The sequence below is a fragment of the Streptomyces fumanus genome, from assembly GCF_014655295.1.
Classification (GTDB): Bacteria; Actinomycetota; Actinomycetes; order Streptomycetales; family Streptomycetaceae; genus Streptomyces; species Streptomyces fumanus.
Genome location: NZ_BNBI01000002.1, coordinates 564810 through 579782, shown reverse-complemented (window position 1 = coordinate 579782; position 14973 = coordinate 564810). Strand labels below are relative to the sequence as shown.

Sequence of the window (14973 nt, the reverse complement as noted above, 5' to 3'; positions counted from 1 at the left end):
CAACCGGCACGCCTATGACCAGTGGGAGAGTCACGGTGTACTTCGCCGCACTGCTCGCGCGCACCGAAGACGGGTGGGAAGCGAGCGACACAGAGCTCGACGATGTGGAGACCCTGTCGGATCTGGCCGACCTGGCCCGGGAAGCCTCTCCCGACGAGGACACGGTGCTCGTCCTGATCGAGCAGGAGGACGGGTGGTTCGGCGTCGTCCGCGTGGACGGCGAGGACGACCCGCGCATCTACGTCTCCGACGCCTCCGCCGCCGTCCGCAGTTCGTACGGGGAGATCCTGCTCACCGACGAACTGCTCGGCCGGAACCCCGGGGACGACGGCCCCGACCTGGACGCCCTCGACCTCGACGGCACGGAGGACGGTGAGCCCGACGACGACGAAGACGCCGGCGGTGCCGAACCGGCCACCGGCGCCGCCGAGTCGACCGTGCCGCACGGCCCGGTGGGCGACCCCGACATCCTGGAGGACCTCGGCGTGAGCGAGAAGGAACTGCGCTTGATGTCCGAGGACGCGCTCACCGAGATCGCCGAGGCCCTGGGCGCCTCCGAGGTACTGGAGACCGTCCGCTGACCGCACCGGCCGACGCACCGGGCCCGCCGGACCCGGTGCGCGACCCCTGGCGGCCCGCGATGCGGCTCGCCCTGGCCGAGGCGCGCGACGCCGCCCGGGACGGCGACGTCCCCGTCGGCGCCGTCGTCCTGGCACCGGACGGCAGCACCGTGCTGGCGGCCGGGCACAACGAGCGCGAGGCCACCGGCGACCCGACCGCGCACGCCGAGGTCCTCGCGATCCGGCGGGCCGCGGCGCGGCTCGGCGCGTGGCGGCTGACCGACTGCACCCTGGTGGTCACGCTGGAGCCCTGCGTGATGTGCGCGGGCGCCCTCGTGCAGTCCCGGGTGGACCGGGTGGTCTACGGCGCCCGGGACGAGAAGGCGGGCGCGGCCGGCTCCCTGTGGGACGTCGTCCGCGACCGGCGGCTCAACCACCGGCCCGAGGTGATCGAGGGCGTGCTCGCCGCGGAGTGCGCGGGGCTGCTCACCGGCTTCTTCCGGGGGCGCTGAGCACCGATTTCGGAGCACGGCCCACCGTGCGGTAAGGTCTCTCCCGGTAGCGTGTCCGAGCGGCCGAAGGAGCTCGCCTCGAAAGCGAGTGTGGCGCAAGTCACCGAGGGTTCAAATCCCTCCGCTACCGCTTGAGAAGGGCCCCGTCGTCAGACGGGGCCCTTCGTGCGATCATGACCAGCGCTCGGGACAGCGGTGGCAGTTGCGACAGCAGCGACAGCCACGACTACAGCGACAGCAGCGACAGGGGAGGCCGCGATGGCGGTGAACGCGAAGAGGATCGCCGTCTACGTACTCGTGGTCTTCGTGCTGTATCTGATCATCACCGACCCGGCCAAGGCCGCGGACTACGTGCAGATAGGGTTCGAGGGCATTTCCGACGCCGCCAAGGCCATCGGCGACTTCATGACCTGGGTCGCCCACGGAGGTAAGTGATGATCCGGCACCTGGTCCTGTTCAAGCTCGACGAGGGCGTGGAGCGCGACGACCCGCGCGTGGTGGAGGGCGTCGAGGCGTTCCGCGCCCTCGGCGGACGGATTCCGGAGCTGCGCTTCTGGGAGTGCGCCTGGAACATCACCGACCGGCCCATCGCCTACGACTTCGCGATCAACTCGGCGGTGGACGACACCGACGCCCTCCAGCGGTACCTGGAGCACCCGGCGCACCAGGCGGGCGTGGCCCTCTGGCGCGAGTTCGCCACCTGGGTGATCGCCGACTACGAGATCTAGCCGGACCCGGCCCGACGGCCCCGCACCTCTTCGGTGCGGGGCCGTTTTCCGTGCCGGTCCTTCCGACCGTATGGATTCACACATGTTCATCCGTCAACACGGGGTTATCGGGTGCTTGCACACAATGCACATGTCTTGTGATGCTATGACCGCTTCTGACGGATGAGTTGACGGATGAGTTGACGGATCACGAGGTGAAGTTGACCGTGCCGGCCAGTACTGCGCCTCAAGCACCGTCCCAGGAGGGCCCCGCGCCCCAGCGCAGCAGCCGGGGCGCCGACACCCGGGCCCTGACCCAGGTGCTCTTCGCCGAGCTCAAGGAGCTCCAGGCCGGCACACCGGAGCACACCCGGGTGCGCGCGGCGCTCATCGAGGCCAACCTCCCGCTGGTGCGCTACGCCGCCGCCCGCTTCCGCTCCCGCAACGAGCCGATGGAGGACGTCGTCCAGGTCGGCACCATCGGCCTGATCAACGCCATCGACCGGTTCGACCCCGAGCGGGGCGTGCAGTTCCCGACCTTCGCGATGCCGACCGTCGTCGGCGAGATCAAGCGGTACTTCCGGGACAACGTGCGGACCGTCCACGTGCCGCGCCGGCTGCACGAGCTGTGGGTCCAGGTGAACAGCGCGACCGAGGACCTGACGACCGCCTTCGGACGCTCCCCGACCACCGCCGAGATCGCCGAGCGGCTGCGCATCACCGAGGAGGAGGTGCTGTCCTGCATCGAGGCGGGGCGGTCGTACCACGCCACCTCGCTGGAGGCCGCGCAGGAGGGCGACGGGCTGCCCGGACTGCTGGACCGGCTCGGCTACGAGGACCCCGCCCTCGACGGAGTGGAGCACCGGGACCTCGTCCGGCATCTGCTCGTCCAGTTGCCGGAGCGGGAGCAGCGCATTCTGCTGCTGCGCTACTACAGCAACCTCACCCAGTCGCAGATCAGTGCGGAACTCGGCGTCTCCCAGATGCACGTCTCGCGGCTACTCGCGCGTAGCTTCCAGCGTTTGCGGTCGGCGAATCGGATCGACGCCTAATCGAAAGGCTGCTCGGGCGATAACCGGGGAGAGCGAATCGCTCACCAGGGACGTTGCCGGTGGTTCGCCCCCGAAAGGCCGTCAGACCCCCTTTCTCCAGGGCGTATTCGCATCTCGCATGTCGACAAGTCACTACAGCGTGTTGCCGACATGTGACATTCTGCGGGAAGCGCGTTTGCCGGGGCTCCGGCTCCGGTATTCAGGTGAAGGCTGCGTTCCCGGCGTGGGAGCGCCAGCCGTGACCGTCCCGCGACCCAAAGGGGGTGGCATGTCCGCAGACCAGGGCAGCTCGAAGGTGCTCGCGCTCGCGGAGAGCGAGACCGCGCCCGACGCGCTCGACGCGCTCGGCTCCATCGATGACGTCCCGGCGCTCGACGCCGTACCGGCCCAGGCCGGACCGGCGGCGGAGTTCCCGGCCCTGCCGGCCCCGGCGAGCATCGACACCCGCACCCTGTCCCGCTCCCTGTTCCTGCGGCTCGCCGCGCTCGACGAGAGCAGCCCGGAGCGGGCCTACGTCCGGGACACCCTGATCGAGCTGAACCTGCCGCTGGTGCGCTACGCCGCCGCGCGGTTCCGCTCGCGCAACGAGCCGATGGAGGACATCGTCCAGGTCGGCACCATCGGCCTGATCAAGGCGATCGACCGGTTCGACTGCGAGCGGGGCGTGGAGTTCCCGACCTTCGCGATGCCGACGGTCGTGGGCGAGATCAAGCGGTTCTTCCGGGACACCTCCTGGTCGGTGCGGGTGCCGCGGCGCCTCCAGGAGCTGCGGCTGGCCCTGACCAAGGCGTCCGACGAGCTCTCCCAGAAGCTCGACCGCTCGCCGACCGTCTCCGAGCTGGCCGCCGTGCTGGGCGTGTCCGAGGAGGACGTCGTCGACGGCCTCGCGGTGGGCAACGCCTACACCGCGTCCTCGCTGGACTCCCCCGCCCCCGAGGACGACGGCGGCGAGGGCTCGCTGGCGGACCGCCTGGGCTACGAGGACGCGGCGCTGGAGGGCGTGGAGTACCGCGAGTCCCTCAAGCCGCTGCTGGCCAAGCTGCCGCCCCGGGAGCGGCGGATCATCATGCTGCGCTTCTTCGCCAACATGACCCAGTCGCAGATCGGCGAGGAGGTCGGCATCTCCCAGATGCACGTCTCACGCCTGCTGACCCGCACCCTCTCCCAGTTGCGCGAGGGCCTCATCTCCGACTGAGGACCGAGCCACGGCCCACTTGCGCGTACGGCATCGCCGCGGAAGCGTTCCAGGACGCTCCCGCGGCGATGCCGTCGTACGCGTGGAAAGAGCCGGCCGCTACTTCAGTGCGAGCCAGGCCACGGCCGCGACGATCACGACGGCGACCACGACGCCGATGATCAGGCCGACGCGGGGGCCGGAGGAGGCGGGAGCCGCCGCCCGCGGGGTCTGCGGACCGCCCTCGTCGACGAACGCGCGGAACATCTGGGTGCTGCCAGCGGGGTCGTAATTGCCCTGGGGGCCCTGGGTGTTAGCCATGGGCCGAGACACTAGCGAATCCGCCGGTGCGACCCAAGGCCGGGTCCGCGCAGTCACCCGGACCGGGCACGCCCCCGGCCACCTGCACGTTTACGTTCGCAATACTTGCCTTTGCCAAGTTTTGGGCTCGTCCTGACCTTCTTTATTTGCCTTCAGCAACCAACGGCTTCTATGGTTGCTTAAAGCAACGAATACGGGAGGTGCAGATGGCCGAGAAGGCGCAGTACGAGGAGCTGATCCGTCAGTTCAGCGCCTTCGGCGCCGTGAAGCGCGAGCTGGGTCGCATCCTGCCGCCCGAGTGCCCCGGCGGCTCCGCGGCCGTCCTGACGCTGCTCGGCCGGCACGGCGACATGCGCATGAGCAAGCTCGCCGAGTTGCTCGCCGTGGACATGTCGGTCACCAGCCGGCACGTCGCCCACATCGCCGAGCGGGGCTGGATCGAACGCCACCCCGACCCGGCGGACAAGCGCTCACGCATCCTGCGCCTGACGCCCGAGGGCCAGGCACAGCTCGACGAGCTGTCCGAGCGGACCACGCAGTTGCTCGCCCACCGCCTGAACGACTGGACCGACGAGGAAGTCGGACAGCTCAGCCGCCTCATGGCCCGGCTCCGGGCGAGCTTCGACGACTGCCGGTCCGCCCCGGCCCGGGCCGCCGCACCACCCGCGGTCGAAGAGACCACCCGTACACCCGCGATCACCACGTAAGCAAAGGAAGTCCATGGCAACGACCACACCAGCCGGTGTGCGGGCTCATGCCAAGCACGGGGGAGGCTCCTCCGGAGACGCTCCGATGTCGCACCGGCAGATCATGGAGGCGCTGTCCGGGCTGCTGCTCGGCATGTTCGCCGCCATCCTGTCCTCGACCATCGTCTCGAACGCCCTGCCGGAGATCATCGGCGACCTCGGCGGCGGCCAGAGCGCCTACACCTGGGTCGTCACCGCCTCCCTGCTGGCGATGACCGCCTCCACCCCCCTGTGGGGCAAGCTCGCGGACCTGGTCAGCAAGAAGGCCCTGGTCCAGATAGCCCTCTGCGTCTACGTCGTCGGCTCCGTCATCGCCGGTCTGTCGCAGAACCCGGCGATGCTGATCAGCGCGCGGGCCATCCAGGGCCTGGGCGCCGGCGGTCTGTCCGCCCTGGCCCAGATCATCATGGCCGCGATGATCTCGCCGCGCGAGCGCGGCCGTTACTCCGGCTACCTGGGCGCGACCTTCGCCGTCGCCACCGTCGGCGGCCCGCTGCTCGGCGGTGTGATCACCGACACGAGCTGGCTCGGCTGGCGCTGGTGCCTGTACGTCGGTGTGCCCTTCGCGCTCATCGCGCTCGTCGTGCTGCAGAAGACGCTGCACCTGCCGGTGGTCAAGCGCCAGGTCAAGGTCGACTGGGCCGGTGCCTTCTTCGTCACCGCCGCGGTCTGCCTGCTGCTCGTCTGGGTCACCTTCGCCGACGACAAGTACGACTGGATGTCCTGGCAGACCGGTGTCATGGTCGGCGGCGCGATCGTCCTGACGGCGATCTTCTGCTTCGTCGAGACCAAGGCCAGCGAGCCGATCATCCCGCTGCGCCTGTTCCGCAACCGCACCATCACCCTGGCGTCGCTCGCCTCGCTGTTCGTCGGCATCGCGATGTTCGCGGGCACCGTCTACTTCAGCCAGTACTTCCAGTTGGCCCGGGACAAGTCCCCGACCATGTCGGGCGTCATGACGATCCCGATGATCGGCGGCCTGTTCGTCTCCTCCACCGTCTCCGGTCAGATCATCACCAAGACCGGCAAGTGGAAGGGCTGGCTGCTGGCCGGCGGCGTGCTGCTGACGGCGGGCCTCGGCCTGCTCGGCACCATGCGCTACGACACCCCGTACTGGCACATCGCGATCTACATGGCGCTGATGGGCCTCGGCGTCGGCATGATGATGCAGAACCTGGTGCTCTGCACGCAGAACCAGGTGGCCCCGAGCGACCTGGGCGCCGCGTCCTCGGTCGTGACCTTCTTCCGGTCCCTCGGCGGCGCGGTGGGCGTCTCGGTGCTCGGCTCCGTGATGTCCACCCGGATCAGCCACTACGCCACCGACACCATCGGGCAGCTCAGCCCGCAGGAGCAGGCGGCCGCGGGCAAGGCGGCCGGCGGCGGCTCCATCCCCGACATGGACCTGCTGCCCCCGGGCATCCGCCAGTGGCTGGAGAGCGCCTACGGGCACGGCATCGCCGACATCTTCCTGATCGTCGCGCCGATCGCCTTCCTCGCCTTCCTGGTGACGCTGTTCATCAAGGAGGTCCCGCTGCGCACCAGCGGCGCCCTGGCCCAGGCCGCCGAGGCCACCGCCGGCTCCGCCTCCCCGGCCGCCCCGGCCCCGGCCGAGGCCGCCGCCCGGACCCAGGCCCAGGCCCCCGAGCCGGTTCCGGCCGGCGCGGTCGCCGCCACCTCGCCGTCCACCCCGTCCTCGGCGGACGGGTCCGGTACCGCGCGGACCCAGCGGCTCGCCGCGGTCGCCACGGCGGCCACCGGCTCCGGTGAGACCCAGGCGCCCGTCTCCGGCGGCATCCCGGTGCGCGGCTTCGTCCGCGGCGCCGAGAGCGCGCCGGTGGCGCAGGCCGCGGTCACGCTGATCTCGCTCGGCGGACGGCAGCTCGGCCGGTCGGTCGCCCAGGCCGACGGCTCCTACGCGGTGGACGCGCCGGGCTCCGGCTCGTACGTCCTGATCGCTTCCGCCGACGGCTACCAGCCGCAGGCGTCCACCATCGTGGTCAACGGCGAACCGGTCGCCTACGACGTGCTGCTCAGCGGCACCAGCGGGCTGACCGGCCTGGTCCGGGCCGCCGAGTCCGGGCAGCCGGTCAAGGACGCCATGGTCATCGTGACCGACGTCCGCGGCGACCTGCTGGCTACCGCGACCTCCGGCGAGCAGGGCGAGTTCTCCCTCGCCGAGCTGGTGCCGGGCACGGTCACCGTGGCGGTCAACGCCGCCGGGTTCCGGCCGCGGGCGCTGCCCGTGGAGGTCGGCGGCACCGGCGTCACCCGCGTCGAGATCGACCTGGCGGCCGGCGCCCGGGTGCAGGGCGTGATCAGGGCGCCGCACGGCCCGCTGGCCGACGCCCGCGTCACGCTGGTCGACGCGGCGGGCAACGTGGTCGGCACCGCCACCACCGGTTCGGACGGGGCGTACGCCTTCACCGACCTGGACAGCGGCGAGTACACCGTCATCGCGACGGGCTACCCGCCGGTGGCGACCGCCCTGACGGTCACCGGCCACGGCGCCGACGGCCACGACATCGAACTCGCCCACCCCGGCGAGTAGCGAGAACCCCGGCCCGTGGTGGCGAGCGCGCTCTGAGCGGAGGTGCGCCCGCCGCCACGGGCCGGCTTCTTGTCGACTTCTACTGCACGACCTTTACGACCTTCTTTACGACCGATTTCTGGGCCTTTCCAGGGGCTCACAGGGTTTTCCAGGGAGAAAACGGGATGGGACTGACCGCGAGGATCCGTACCAGGGACGGATGGGCCGTGTCGCACGCGGTCGTCACGGTGACCGACATGACCGGCACGCAGGTGCTGCGCGCCGAGGCGGACGCCGAGGGTGCCGTACGGGACACCACCGAGCTGGCGCCGGGGGCGTACACCGTCATCGTCACCGCCGTCGGGTACGCGCCGGCCGCGTCCAGCGCGATCGTGACCGCCAGCGGCCGGGCCGAGGTCGGCACGGTGACGCTGGCCCGCCAGGGCGGCACCGAACTGCCGCCGCCCGGGCCCTGGACCATCGACCCGGTGCACTCCAGCGTGGCCGCGATCGCCCAGCACCTGGGCATCTCCAGCGTGCGCGGCCGGTTCACGGAGTTCGGCGGCACGGTCGAGATCGCCCCGGACGACGTCACCAAGTCCCGGGTGGAGGCGGTGATCCGGGCGGCGTCCATCGACACCGGCAACGGGATGCGCGACACCCACCTGAAGTCCGCGGACTTCCTGGACGTCGAGCGGTTCCCCGAGATCACCTACCGCTCCACCGGCGTCACGGTGGCCGGCCCCGACCGCTGGACCGTGCACGGCGAGCTGAGCCTGCACGGCGTGGTCCGGCCGGTCGACCTCGACCTGTCCTACCTGGGCACCGGCGCCGACCCGTGGGGCGGCACCCGGGCGGCCTTCAAGGCCACCGCCGAGCTGCGGCGCGAGGACTTCGCCATGAACTACAACCAGGTCCTCCAGGCCGGCATCGCCGCCATCGGGACCACGCTCCGGGTCGAGCTGGACATCCAGACGGTCCAGGGCGACTCACTGCCGCCGGCCGCCTGAGGTACGGTCCGGCGCTCCCTGTCCGGGAGCGCCGGGTCCGGGTACGCCCGTTCTCTGCCCGGGTACGCCGGTTCCCTCGCCGCCCACCCGGGCCACCAGGTCCTGGCAGAGGTCCCGGAGCTTGACGTTCCGGTCCTGCGAGGCCCGGCGCAGCTTGTCCAGGGCGACCCCGGCGGCTATCCGCTCCCGGGCCATCAGGATGCCGACCGCCTGGTCGATGACGCTGCGGGAGAGCAGGGCGGTGCGCACATCGGCCACCGACGCCCGCTGCCGCTCGATCCGCAGCGCCGTGTTCACCGCCCCGGCGGCCCGCTCCGCGAAGAGCCGGGCCGTCGGCCGCCCCTCGGCCAGCGCCCGGGGCTCGGTGCCGTACAGGTTCAGCGCGGCGCCCGCCTCGCCGTCCACGTCCAGCGGCAGCGCCAGCACACAGCGCACACCGGCGGCGCGCGCGTACTCCATGTACGCCGGCCAGCGGGTCTCGGCCGCCACATCGGGCACGTACTGGGTGCGTCCGGTCTCGGCGGCGTCCACGCAGGGTCCCGAGCCGTTCTCGTACTGCCGCAGGTCCAGGCCCCGGGGCAGGCCCGTGCTGCCCGCCAGGGTGAGCAGTCGGTCGTAGCGGCGGACCGTGATGCTGCACGCGGCGGCTCCGGGCACCTCCTGCACCGCTCGGTCGGTCAGATCACGCAGCAGGGTGTCGAGTCCCTGGCTGCGCACCATGGCGTGGTCGAGGGTGTCCGGGGTCTCGGGACTCATGACCGTACGGATATCCCGTCACCGCTCGTTAACGCCTCGGGGCCCCGGGACGCCGTGCGCGTCGACGATGCGGCGGGCCAGATCGCGCAGTTTCACGTTCTCCCGCTGGGACGCCTTCACCAGGCTCTCGAAGGCGCCGCCCGCGTCGATGTCCATGCGTTCCATGAGGATGCCGGTGGCCTGTCCGATCAGGTCCCGGGTGCGCATGGCCTCGGTGAGCTGCTCGCGCACGGTGGAGGAGTCCAGGGCCAGGCCGACGTGCGCGGTGAAGAGTCTGCCGACGCGGGCGGCGTGCTCGTCGAACGCGCGGGGCCGGCCGGCGTACGCGGTCAGCACGGTCAGCCGGCGCCGGTCGGCGCGCAGCCGCAGCGACAGGGCGGACCGCAGCCCGAGGCCGGCCAGGACGCCGCCGGCCTCGTCGACCCGGCTGTCCTCCAGCATCGCCACGGGCACCGTCCACAGTTGCTCCCACAACGGATGCGGCGCGCGGACGCCGGGAGCCGACGCCCCGTCGGGCCGGCCGGGCGGCTCCGACTCGGTCTCGGCGGACCGTACGACCTCGTCGGTCCAGGCCAGCGAGCGGCGGCGGTGACCGCGCTCGATCACCGAGATGCCGGCGTGCTCGGCACCGGGCATGATGGCGACCGCCAGCTTGACGGCGGCGCGCAGGGTGCCGTTGGGGGTGGCCGTGGCGTGCAGTTCCCGAGCAGCCGCCGTCAGGGTCTCGGCCAGATCGAGCCCCGCTGGAAAACGCGGCAAATCAGAAAATTCGGACGCAGTCACCACGAACCTCTTCGGCATGCACGGTCGTTCGACCGTGCGCAGGAGAGCTCCGCAGCACATTCCCGACTGCGAGCACAGGACGCACAGCACTCTAGCTGCTCGGTTGCGCGGGGGTGACGCCCGGCCGACGGTCCGCCCGGCCACCTTCCGCGCCCGGCCGTCGGCGTGATGGAATGGCCGACAGGTCAGGAAGCGGCCTTGCCGGAATCCGGACGAAACGTCTGCCAGGTGGCTAAACATGACCTTCCTCCCGAATCCGTACGAGCCGCGCGAGCCGTGCGAGCTCTCGGGCTGCACCGTGCTCGCCCTCCCCGCGGAGATCGACTTCTGCAACGCGCGTGAACTGCTCCCCCTCGTCCTGTCCACCGCCGACGCCCGCGACGACCGGCTGCGGGTCCTGGTCCTGGACCTGACCGCCACGCACTTCATGGACTCCCAGGGCGTCGGCCTGATCAGCCAGGTCCACCATTATCTGCGCGGCAGCGCCCGGATACGGGTCGTGGCCGCGCCGGAGTCCGTCCCCAGCCGGGTGCTCGAACTGTCCGGGCTGCGCCGGGACGTGCCGGTGTTCGACAATCTCGCGGAGGCGTTGCGGTCTTGACCGGGGGTGGTCGGCCGGGCGGGTATCGGGCGGGTCCGGCCTACGCGGGCTCGTACGGGCCCTGACCTACGCTGACGGCATGGCACCGAACATCGCGACCAACACCCGCGTCTCCCTGGCCGAGTTGCTGGACTTCGTCCGGCCCCGGCACCGCGCCGTCCTGCTGACCCGCCGGGCCGACGGGAGCCCCCAGGGCTCGCCGCTGACCTGCGGGGTCGACGACGGTGGCCGGATCGTGGTCTCCACGTACCCGGAGCGCGCCAAGACCCGCAACGCCAAGCGCGACCCCCGGGTCAGCCTGATCGTCCTCAGCGACGACTGGAACGGGCCCTGGGTGCAGATCGACGGCACCGCCGAGGTCATCGACGCCCCGGACTCGGTGGAGCCGCTGGTGGAGTACTACCGCAATATCGCCGGGGAGCACCCGGACTGGGACGAGTACCGCAGGGCCATGGTCCAGCAGGGCAAGTCGCTCATCCGGGTGCGGCCGGAGAAGTGGGGGCCGGTGGCGACGGGCGGGTTCCCGGCGCGGCTGGCGGCGGAGTGACGCCGGGCGACCCGGACCGCGGGGGCGTGGGGGCGGTCCGGGTCGCCGGGAGAGGGGCAGGGGTGGGGTTGGTGAGGTCGGTGGGGTTACGTGGGCTCGGTCAGGTCGTAGAAGGTGGCCGAACCGGCCGTGACCTCGGTGAAGTTGGCCTCGACCCAGGACGTGATCTGCGCGGAGGTACTGGTGCCGGAGCCGCCCATGCCGCCGCCCATCCCGCCGGAGACGAAGTAGTGGATCTTCCCTTCGGCCACGTACTTCTTGAACTGGGCCAGCGTCGGTGACGGGTCCGTGCCGTTGAAGCCGCCGATCGCCATGACCGGTTCGCCGGTGGCGAGCTGGTAGCTGGCGGCGTTCTGGGCGCCGATCGCCGCCGCGGCCCAGGTGTAGTCGTCGGCGTCGGTCTCCAGGAGTTCGCGGGCCGCGGAGTCGACGTCGGCGCCGCCGAGCAGGCCGCCCATGCCGCCACCGCCGCCCTCGCCCGCTCCCGGGAAGCCGTTGCCCTGCGGGGCCTGGTTCTGACCCTGGCCACCCTGTCCTTGTCCTTGGCCCTGTCCCTGGCCTTGTCCTTGGCCTTGTCCCTGGCCGGGGGTGCCGCCGCCCGGGAAGCCGCCGTCGCCGTTCCGCTGGTTCTGGCCGGGCATGCCGCCGCCGGGGAAGCCGCCGCCCCGGCCGCCGCCACCGCCCGGTCCGCCCATCGTGCTCGCGCCGGACGGGCCGGCCGTGACGATCGAACCGGTGTGGCCCACCTGGAGCGTGCTGAGCGTGTACGCCGTCGGACCGGCCAGCGAGGCCGCCAGGCCGAGGCCCGCCGCCGCCAGCGCGGCCCGGCGCGGGAGCCGGCCGGCGAAGACCAGGCCGAGCGCCGCGAGCAGACCGCCGGCCAGCACCAGCCACTTCAGCCAGGGCAGATAGGCGGAGGTGCGGTGGAGCAGGACGTACCCCCAGGCCGCGGTCGCCGTGACGGCGGCGGCGAGGGCGAGGGAGACCCACGTCTCACCGCGCCGCCGCCACAGGGCGACCGCGCCCATGCCGACGACGGCGGCGAGGTAGGGGGCGAGGGCGACCGTGTAGTACTGGTGGAAGATGCCGGCCATGTAGCTGAACACCGCCGCGGTCGTCACCAGCGCGCCGCCCCACACCAGCAGCGCACCGCGCGCCAGGTCGGTCCGACCGGCCCGCCGGGTCAGCACCAGCGCCGCCACCAGCAGGATCAGCGCGGCCGGGAGCAGCCAGGAGATCTGGCCGCCGATCTCGGAGTTGAACATCCGGTCCCAGCCGGTCTCCCCCCACTGCCCGGTGCCGCCACCGCCGCCACCGCCGCCGACGCTGCCGGTCTCCTCGCCGTTGAGCCGGCCCAGGCCGTTGTAGCCGAAGGTCAGTTCCAGGAAGCTGTTGTCCTGCGAGCCGCCGATGTACGGCCGTGCGGACGCCGGCCACAGCTCGACCACCGCCACCCACCAGCCGCCGGAGACGACCAGCGCGACCGTCGCCAGCGCGAGCTGGCCCAGCCGCTTGCGCAGCGCGACCGGGGCGCAAACGGCGTAGACCAGGGCGAGGGGCGGCAGGATCAGGAACGCCTGGAGGGTCTTGGCGAGGAACGCGAAGCCGATCGCCACGCCCGCCCACACCAGCCACTTGGTCCGGCCGTCCTCCAGCGCGCGGATCACCAGGTGGCAGGCGAGGGCCATCAGCAGCGCGAGCAGCGCGTCCGGGTTGTTGAACCGGAACATCAGCGCCGCGACCGGGGTCAGCGCCAGCACCGCGCCGGCGATCAGACCGGCCGCGGGGCCGAACCGGCGGCGCGCGGAGGCGGCGACGACGGCGACGGTCGCCACGCCCATGAGGACCTCGGGGACGAGGATCGCCCAGGAGTTGAGGCCGAAGATCCGGACCGACAGCTCCATCGGCCAGAGGGAGGCGGGGGGCTTGTCGACGGTGATGGCGTTCGCCGCGTCCAGCGAGCCGAAGAAGAACGCCTTCCAGGACTGGCTGCCCGCCTGCACGGCGGCCGAGTAGAAGGAGTTGGCGTAACCGGAGGCGCTGAGGTTCCACAGGTAGAGCAGTGCGGTGGCCGCCAGCAGGGCGAGGAGCGCCGGGCGCGCCCAGCGGGGGTCCTCGGGCCGGCCGCGCCAGAGTCTCCGTACGGGCGAGGGCTTGCCGCGGGCGGGCGCCGGCGGCCGGGTGTCCGTACCGTCGTACCGCTCGTAGTGCGTGGTCATCGGGGGTCCCTCGGGTCGGAGTCGGTCGGGCGCGCCGGGCTCACCGGGCGCATGCGCAGGGTGTGCTCCACGGACCGCCGGGGCAGCGGGCCGTGGGGGTGCGGGGGGATCGCGGGGGTGGCGTACGCCGGTGCGTCGGGCGGGGTGGCGTACGCCGGTGCGGCGGGCCGCGGGGGCTCGTGCTGGTGGCCACGGGGGTGGGAGCCGTGGTCGTCGTCGCGCCGGTCGGGGAACACCCACGCCCTGAAGAGCAGGAAGCGCAGCACCGTGGCGGCGAGGTTGGCGGCGATGAGCACCGCCAGCTCGGTGGAGTGCGCGGGGTCGCTGGTGGCCGCGTTCAGGGCGGCGAGCGAACCGCTGGTGAGGACCAGACCGATGCCGAAGACGACCAGGCCCTGCGCCTGGTGCCGGATCGCGCCGCCGCGCCCGCGCACCCCGAAGGTCAGTCTCCGGTTGGCGGCGGTGTTGGCGACCGCGGAGACGAGCAGCGCCAGCGCGTTGGCCACCTGGGCGCCGCCGAACTGCCGGAACAGGCTGTAGAGCAGCAGGTAGAACAGCGTCGACAGGACACCGACCACCACGAACCCGACGAGCTGCCGGGCCAGCCCCTTGGGCACGTCCGCGAGGTCCCGGTCGCGCGGGTCGTCGCCGAACGGCCGGGCGAGCCGGTCCAGCGGCAGCGAACCGGTGGCCAGCGCCCGCCCCACCCGCCACACGCCCTTGAGGTCCTCGGTGGCCGTCCGGACGATGTGCACGGTGGAGTCCGGGTCGTCGACCCAGTCGACCGGCACCTCGTGGATGCGCAGCCCGGCCCGCTCGGCGAGCACCAGCATCTCGGTGTCGAAGAACCAGCCGGTGTCCTCCACCAGCGGCAGCAGCACCCGCGCCACGTCCCGGCGGATCGCCTTGAACCCGCACTGGGCGTCGGAGAACCGGGCCTGGAGCGAGCCGCGCAGGATGAGGTTGTACGAGCGTGAGATGAACTCCCGCTTCGCGCCCCGCACCACCCTGCTGCTCCGGCTCAGCCGGGACCCGATCGCCAGGTCCGAGTGGCCGGAGATCAGCGGGGCGACCAGCGGCAGCAGCGCGTTGAGGTCGGTGGACAGGTCGACGTCCATATAGGCGAGGACCGGGGCGTCCGACGCCGACCAGACGGTCCGCAGGGCCCGGCCCCGGCCCTTCTGCTCCAGCCGGACGGACCTGACCTCGGCCAGCTCCGCCGCCAGGCGCGCGGCCACGAGCGGGGTGGTGTCCGTGGAGGCGTTGTCCGCGACCGTGATGCGGAAGCCGTACGGGAAGGTGCGCGTGAGATGCTCGTGGAGTCTGCGCACACAGGGCTGGAGGTCCTTCTCCTCGTTGTAGACGGGGATCACTACGTCCAGGACAGGCGTACCGGCTGCCGCGGCCGGGAGGTGCTCCCGCGCCGGCAGATCGCCGGGAGAAGAGTCGGTTCGCATG

The 14973-nt window shown here is 72.0% G+C and carries 16 protein-coding genes and 1 tRNA gene; 12 read left to right on the top strand and 5 right to left on the bottom strand.

The window, feature by feature from the left end; genetic code table 11:
* Nucleotides 1-35: 35 nt before the first annotated feature.
* The 7 genes from IE316_RS06825 to IE316_RS06795 all read left to right on the top strand — a co-directional run bounded on the left by IE316_RS06825 (nucleotide 36) and on the right by IE316_RS06795 (nucleotide 4026).
* Nucleotides 36-581, top strand: coding sequence for a tRNA adenosine deaminase-associated protein (locus tag IE316_RS06825; RefSeq protein WP_190203308.1), 546 nt, complete (start codon nucleotides 36-38; stop codon nucleotides 579-581).
* A gap of 59 nt (nucleotides 582-640) precedes the next feature.
* Nucleotides 641-1072, top strand: a complete 432-nt coding sequence (gene tadA, locus IE316_RS06820) for a tRNA adenosine(34) deaminase TadA (RefSeq protein WP_229910237.1) — start codon at nucleotides 641-643, stop codon at nucleotides 1070-1072.
* A gap of 45 nt (nucleotides 1073-1117) precedes the next feature.
* Nucleotides 1118-1202, top strand: a tRNA-Ser gene (locus IE316_RS06815).
* Nucleotides 1203-1330: 128 nt separating this feature from the next.
* Nucleotides 1331-1507 carry a hypothetical protein gene (locus IE316_RS06810; RefSeq protein ID WP_190203206.1) on the top strand — a complete coding sequence of 59 codons (177 nt, stop codon included), beginning with the start codon at nucleotides 1331-1333 and terminating at the stop codon, nucleotides 1505-1507.
* Nucleotides 1507-1800, top strand: a complete 294-nt coding sequence (locus tag IE316_RS06805; protein WP_190203205.1) for a Dabb family protein — start codon at nucleotides 1507-1509, stop codon at nucleotides 1798-1800. Before IE316_RS06810 ends, IE316_RS06805 begins: the two co-directional genes overlap by 1 nt.
* Nucleotides 1801-1967: 167 nt before the next feature.
* A complete protein-coding gene (locus tag IE316_RS06800; RefSeq protein WP_190203204.1) occupies nucleotides 1968-2831 on the top strand; it encodes an RNA polymerase sigma factor SigF in 864 nt (287 codons plus the stop codon).
* A 268-nt stretch (nucleotides 2832-3099) separates the two neighbouring features.
* A complete protein-coding gene (locus tag IE316_RS06795) occupies nucleotides 3100-4026 on the top strand; it encodes an RNA polymerase sigma factor SigF (protein ID WP_190203203.1) in 927 nt (308 codons plus the stop codon).
* Nucleotides 4027-4125: 99 nt separating this feature from the next.
* Here the strand turns inward: IE316_RS06795 and IE316_RS06790 are convergent, their stop codons facing one another.
* Nucleotides 4126-4326, bottom strand: coding sequence for a hypothetical protein (locus IE316_RS06790; RefSeq protein ID WP_190203202.1), 201 nt, complete (start codon nucleotides 4324-4326; stop codon nucleotides 4126-4128).
* A 206-nt stretch (nucleotides 4327-4532) separates the two neighbouring features.
* Here IE316_RS06790 and IE316_RS06785 point away from each other — a divergent pair, with 206 nt between their 5' ends.
* The 3 genes from IE316_RS06785 (at nucleotide 4533) to IE316_RS06775 (ending at nucleotide 8609) form a co-directional block, all read left to right on the top strand.
* Nucleotides 4533-5033 (top strand): MarR family winged helix-turn-helix transcriptional regulator, encoded by a 501-nt coding sequence (locus tag IE316_RS06785; RefSeq protein ID WP_190203201.1) that lies wholly within the window; start codon nucleotides 4533-4535, stop codon nucleotides 5031-5033.
* An 85-nt stretch (nucleotides 5034-5118) separates the two neighbouring features.
* Nucleotides 5119-7620 carry an MFS transporter gene (locus IE316_RS06780; protein WP_491591180.1) on the top strand — a complete coding sequence of 834 codons (2502 nt, stop codon included), beginning with the start codon at nucleotides 5119-5121 and terminating at the stop codon, nucleotides 7618-7620.
* 164 nt (nucleotides 7621-7784) lie between these two features.
* Nucleotides 7785-8609, top strand: coding sequence for a YceI family protein (locus IE316_RS06775; protein WP_190203199.1), 825 nt, complete (start codon nucleotides 7785-7787; stop codon nucleotides 8607-8609).
* Here the strand turns inward: IE316_RS06775 and IE316_RS06770 are convergent.
* Both IE316_RS06770 and IE316_RS06765 read right to left on the bottom strand, forming a co-directional pair.
* On the bottom strand, nucleotides 8589-9365 hold the full coding sequence (locus IE316_RS06770) for a GAF and ANTAR domain-containing protein (protein ID WP_190203198.1): 777 nt from the start codon (nucleotides 9363-9365) through the stop codon (nucleotides 8589-8591). The genes IE316_RS06775 and IE316_RS06770 overlap by 21 nt on opposite strands.
* A gap of 18 nt (nucleotides 9366-9383) precedes the next feature.
* The gene (locus tag IE316_RS06765) at nucleotides 9384-10166 is read right to left on the bottom strand and encodes an ANTAR domain-containing protein (RefSeq protein ID WP_190203197.1); all 783 of its coding nucleotides are present in this window, start codon (nucleotides 10164-10166) and stop codon (nucleotides 9384-9386) included.
* A gap of 220 nt (nucleotides 10167-10386) precedes the next feature.
* Between IE316_RS06765 and IE316_RS06760 the strand changes: the two genes are divergently transcribed.
* Nucleotides 10387-10749, top strand: coding sequence for an STAS domain-containing protein (locus IE316_RS06760; RefSeq protein ID WP_190203196.1), 363 nt, complete (start codon nucleotides 10387-10389; stop codon nucleotides 10747-10749).
* A 79-nt stretch (nucleotides 10750-10828) separates the two neighbouring features.
* Nucleotides 10829-11296: a PPOX class F420-dependent oxidoreductase gene (locus IE316_RS06755; RefSeq protein ID WP_190203195.1), complete on the top strand. Its 468-nt coding sequence runs from the start codon at nucleotides 10829-10831 to the stop codon at nucleotides 11294-11296.
* 86 nt (nucleotides 11297-11382) lie between these two features.
* Here the strand turns inward: IE316_RS06755 and IE316_RS06750 are convergent, their stop codons facing one another.
* Together IE316_RS06750 and IE316_RS06745 are read right to left on the bottom strand one after the other, a co-directional pair.
* The gene (locus tag IE316_RS06750; protein ID WP_190203194.1) at nucleotides 11383-13515 is read right to left on the bottom strand and encodes a glycosyltransferase family 39 protein; all 2133 of its coding nucleotides are present in this window, start codon (nucleotides 13513-13515) and stop codon (nucleotides 11383-11385) included.
* A complete protein-coding gene (locus IE316_RS06745; protein ID WP_190203193.1) occupies nucleotides 13512-14972 on the bottom strand; it encodes a bifunctional glycosyltransferase family 2/GtrA family protein in 1461 nt (486 codons plus the stop codon). Before IE316_RS06745 ends, IE316_RS06750 begins: the two co-directional genes overlap by 4 nt.
* Between the last annotated feature and the right edge of the window lies 1 nt (nucleotide 14973).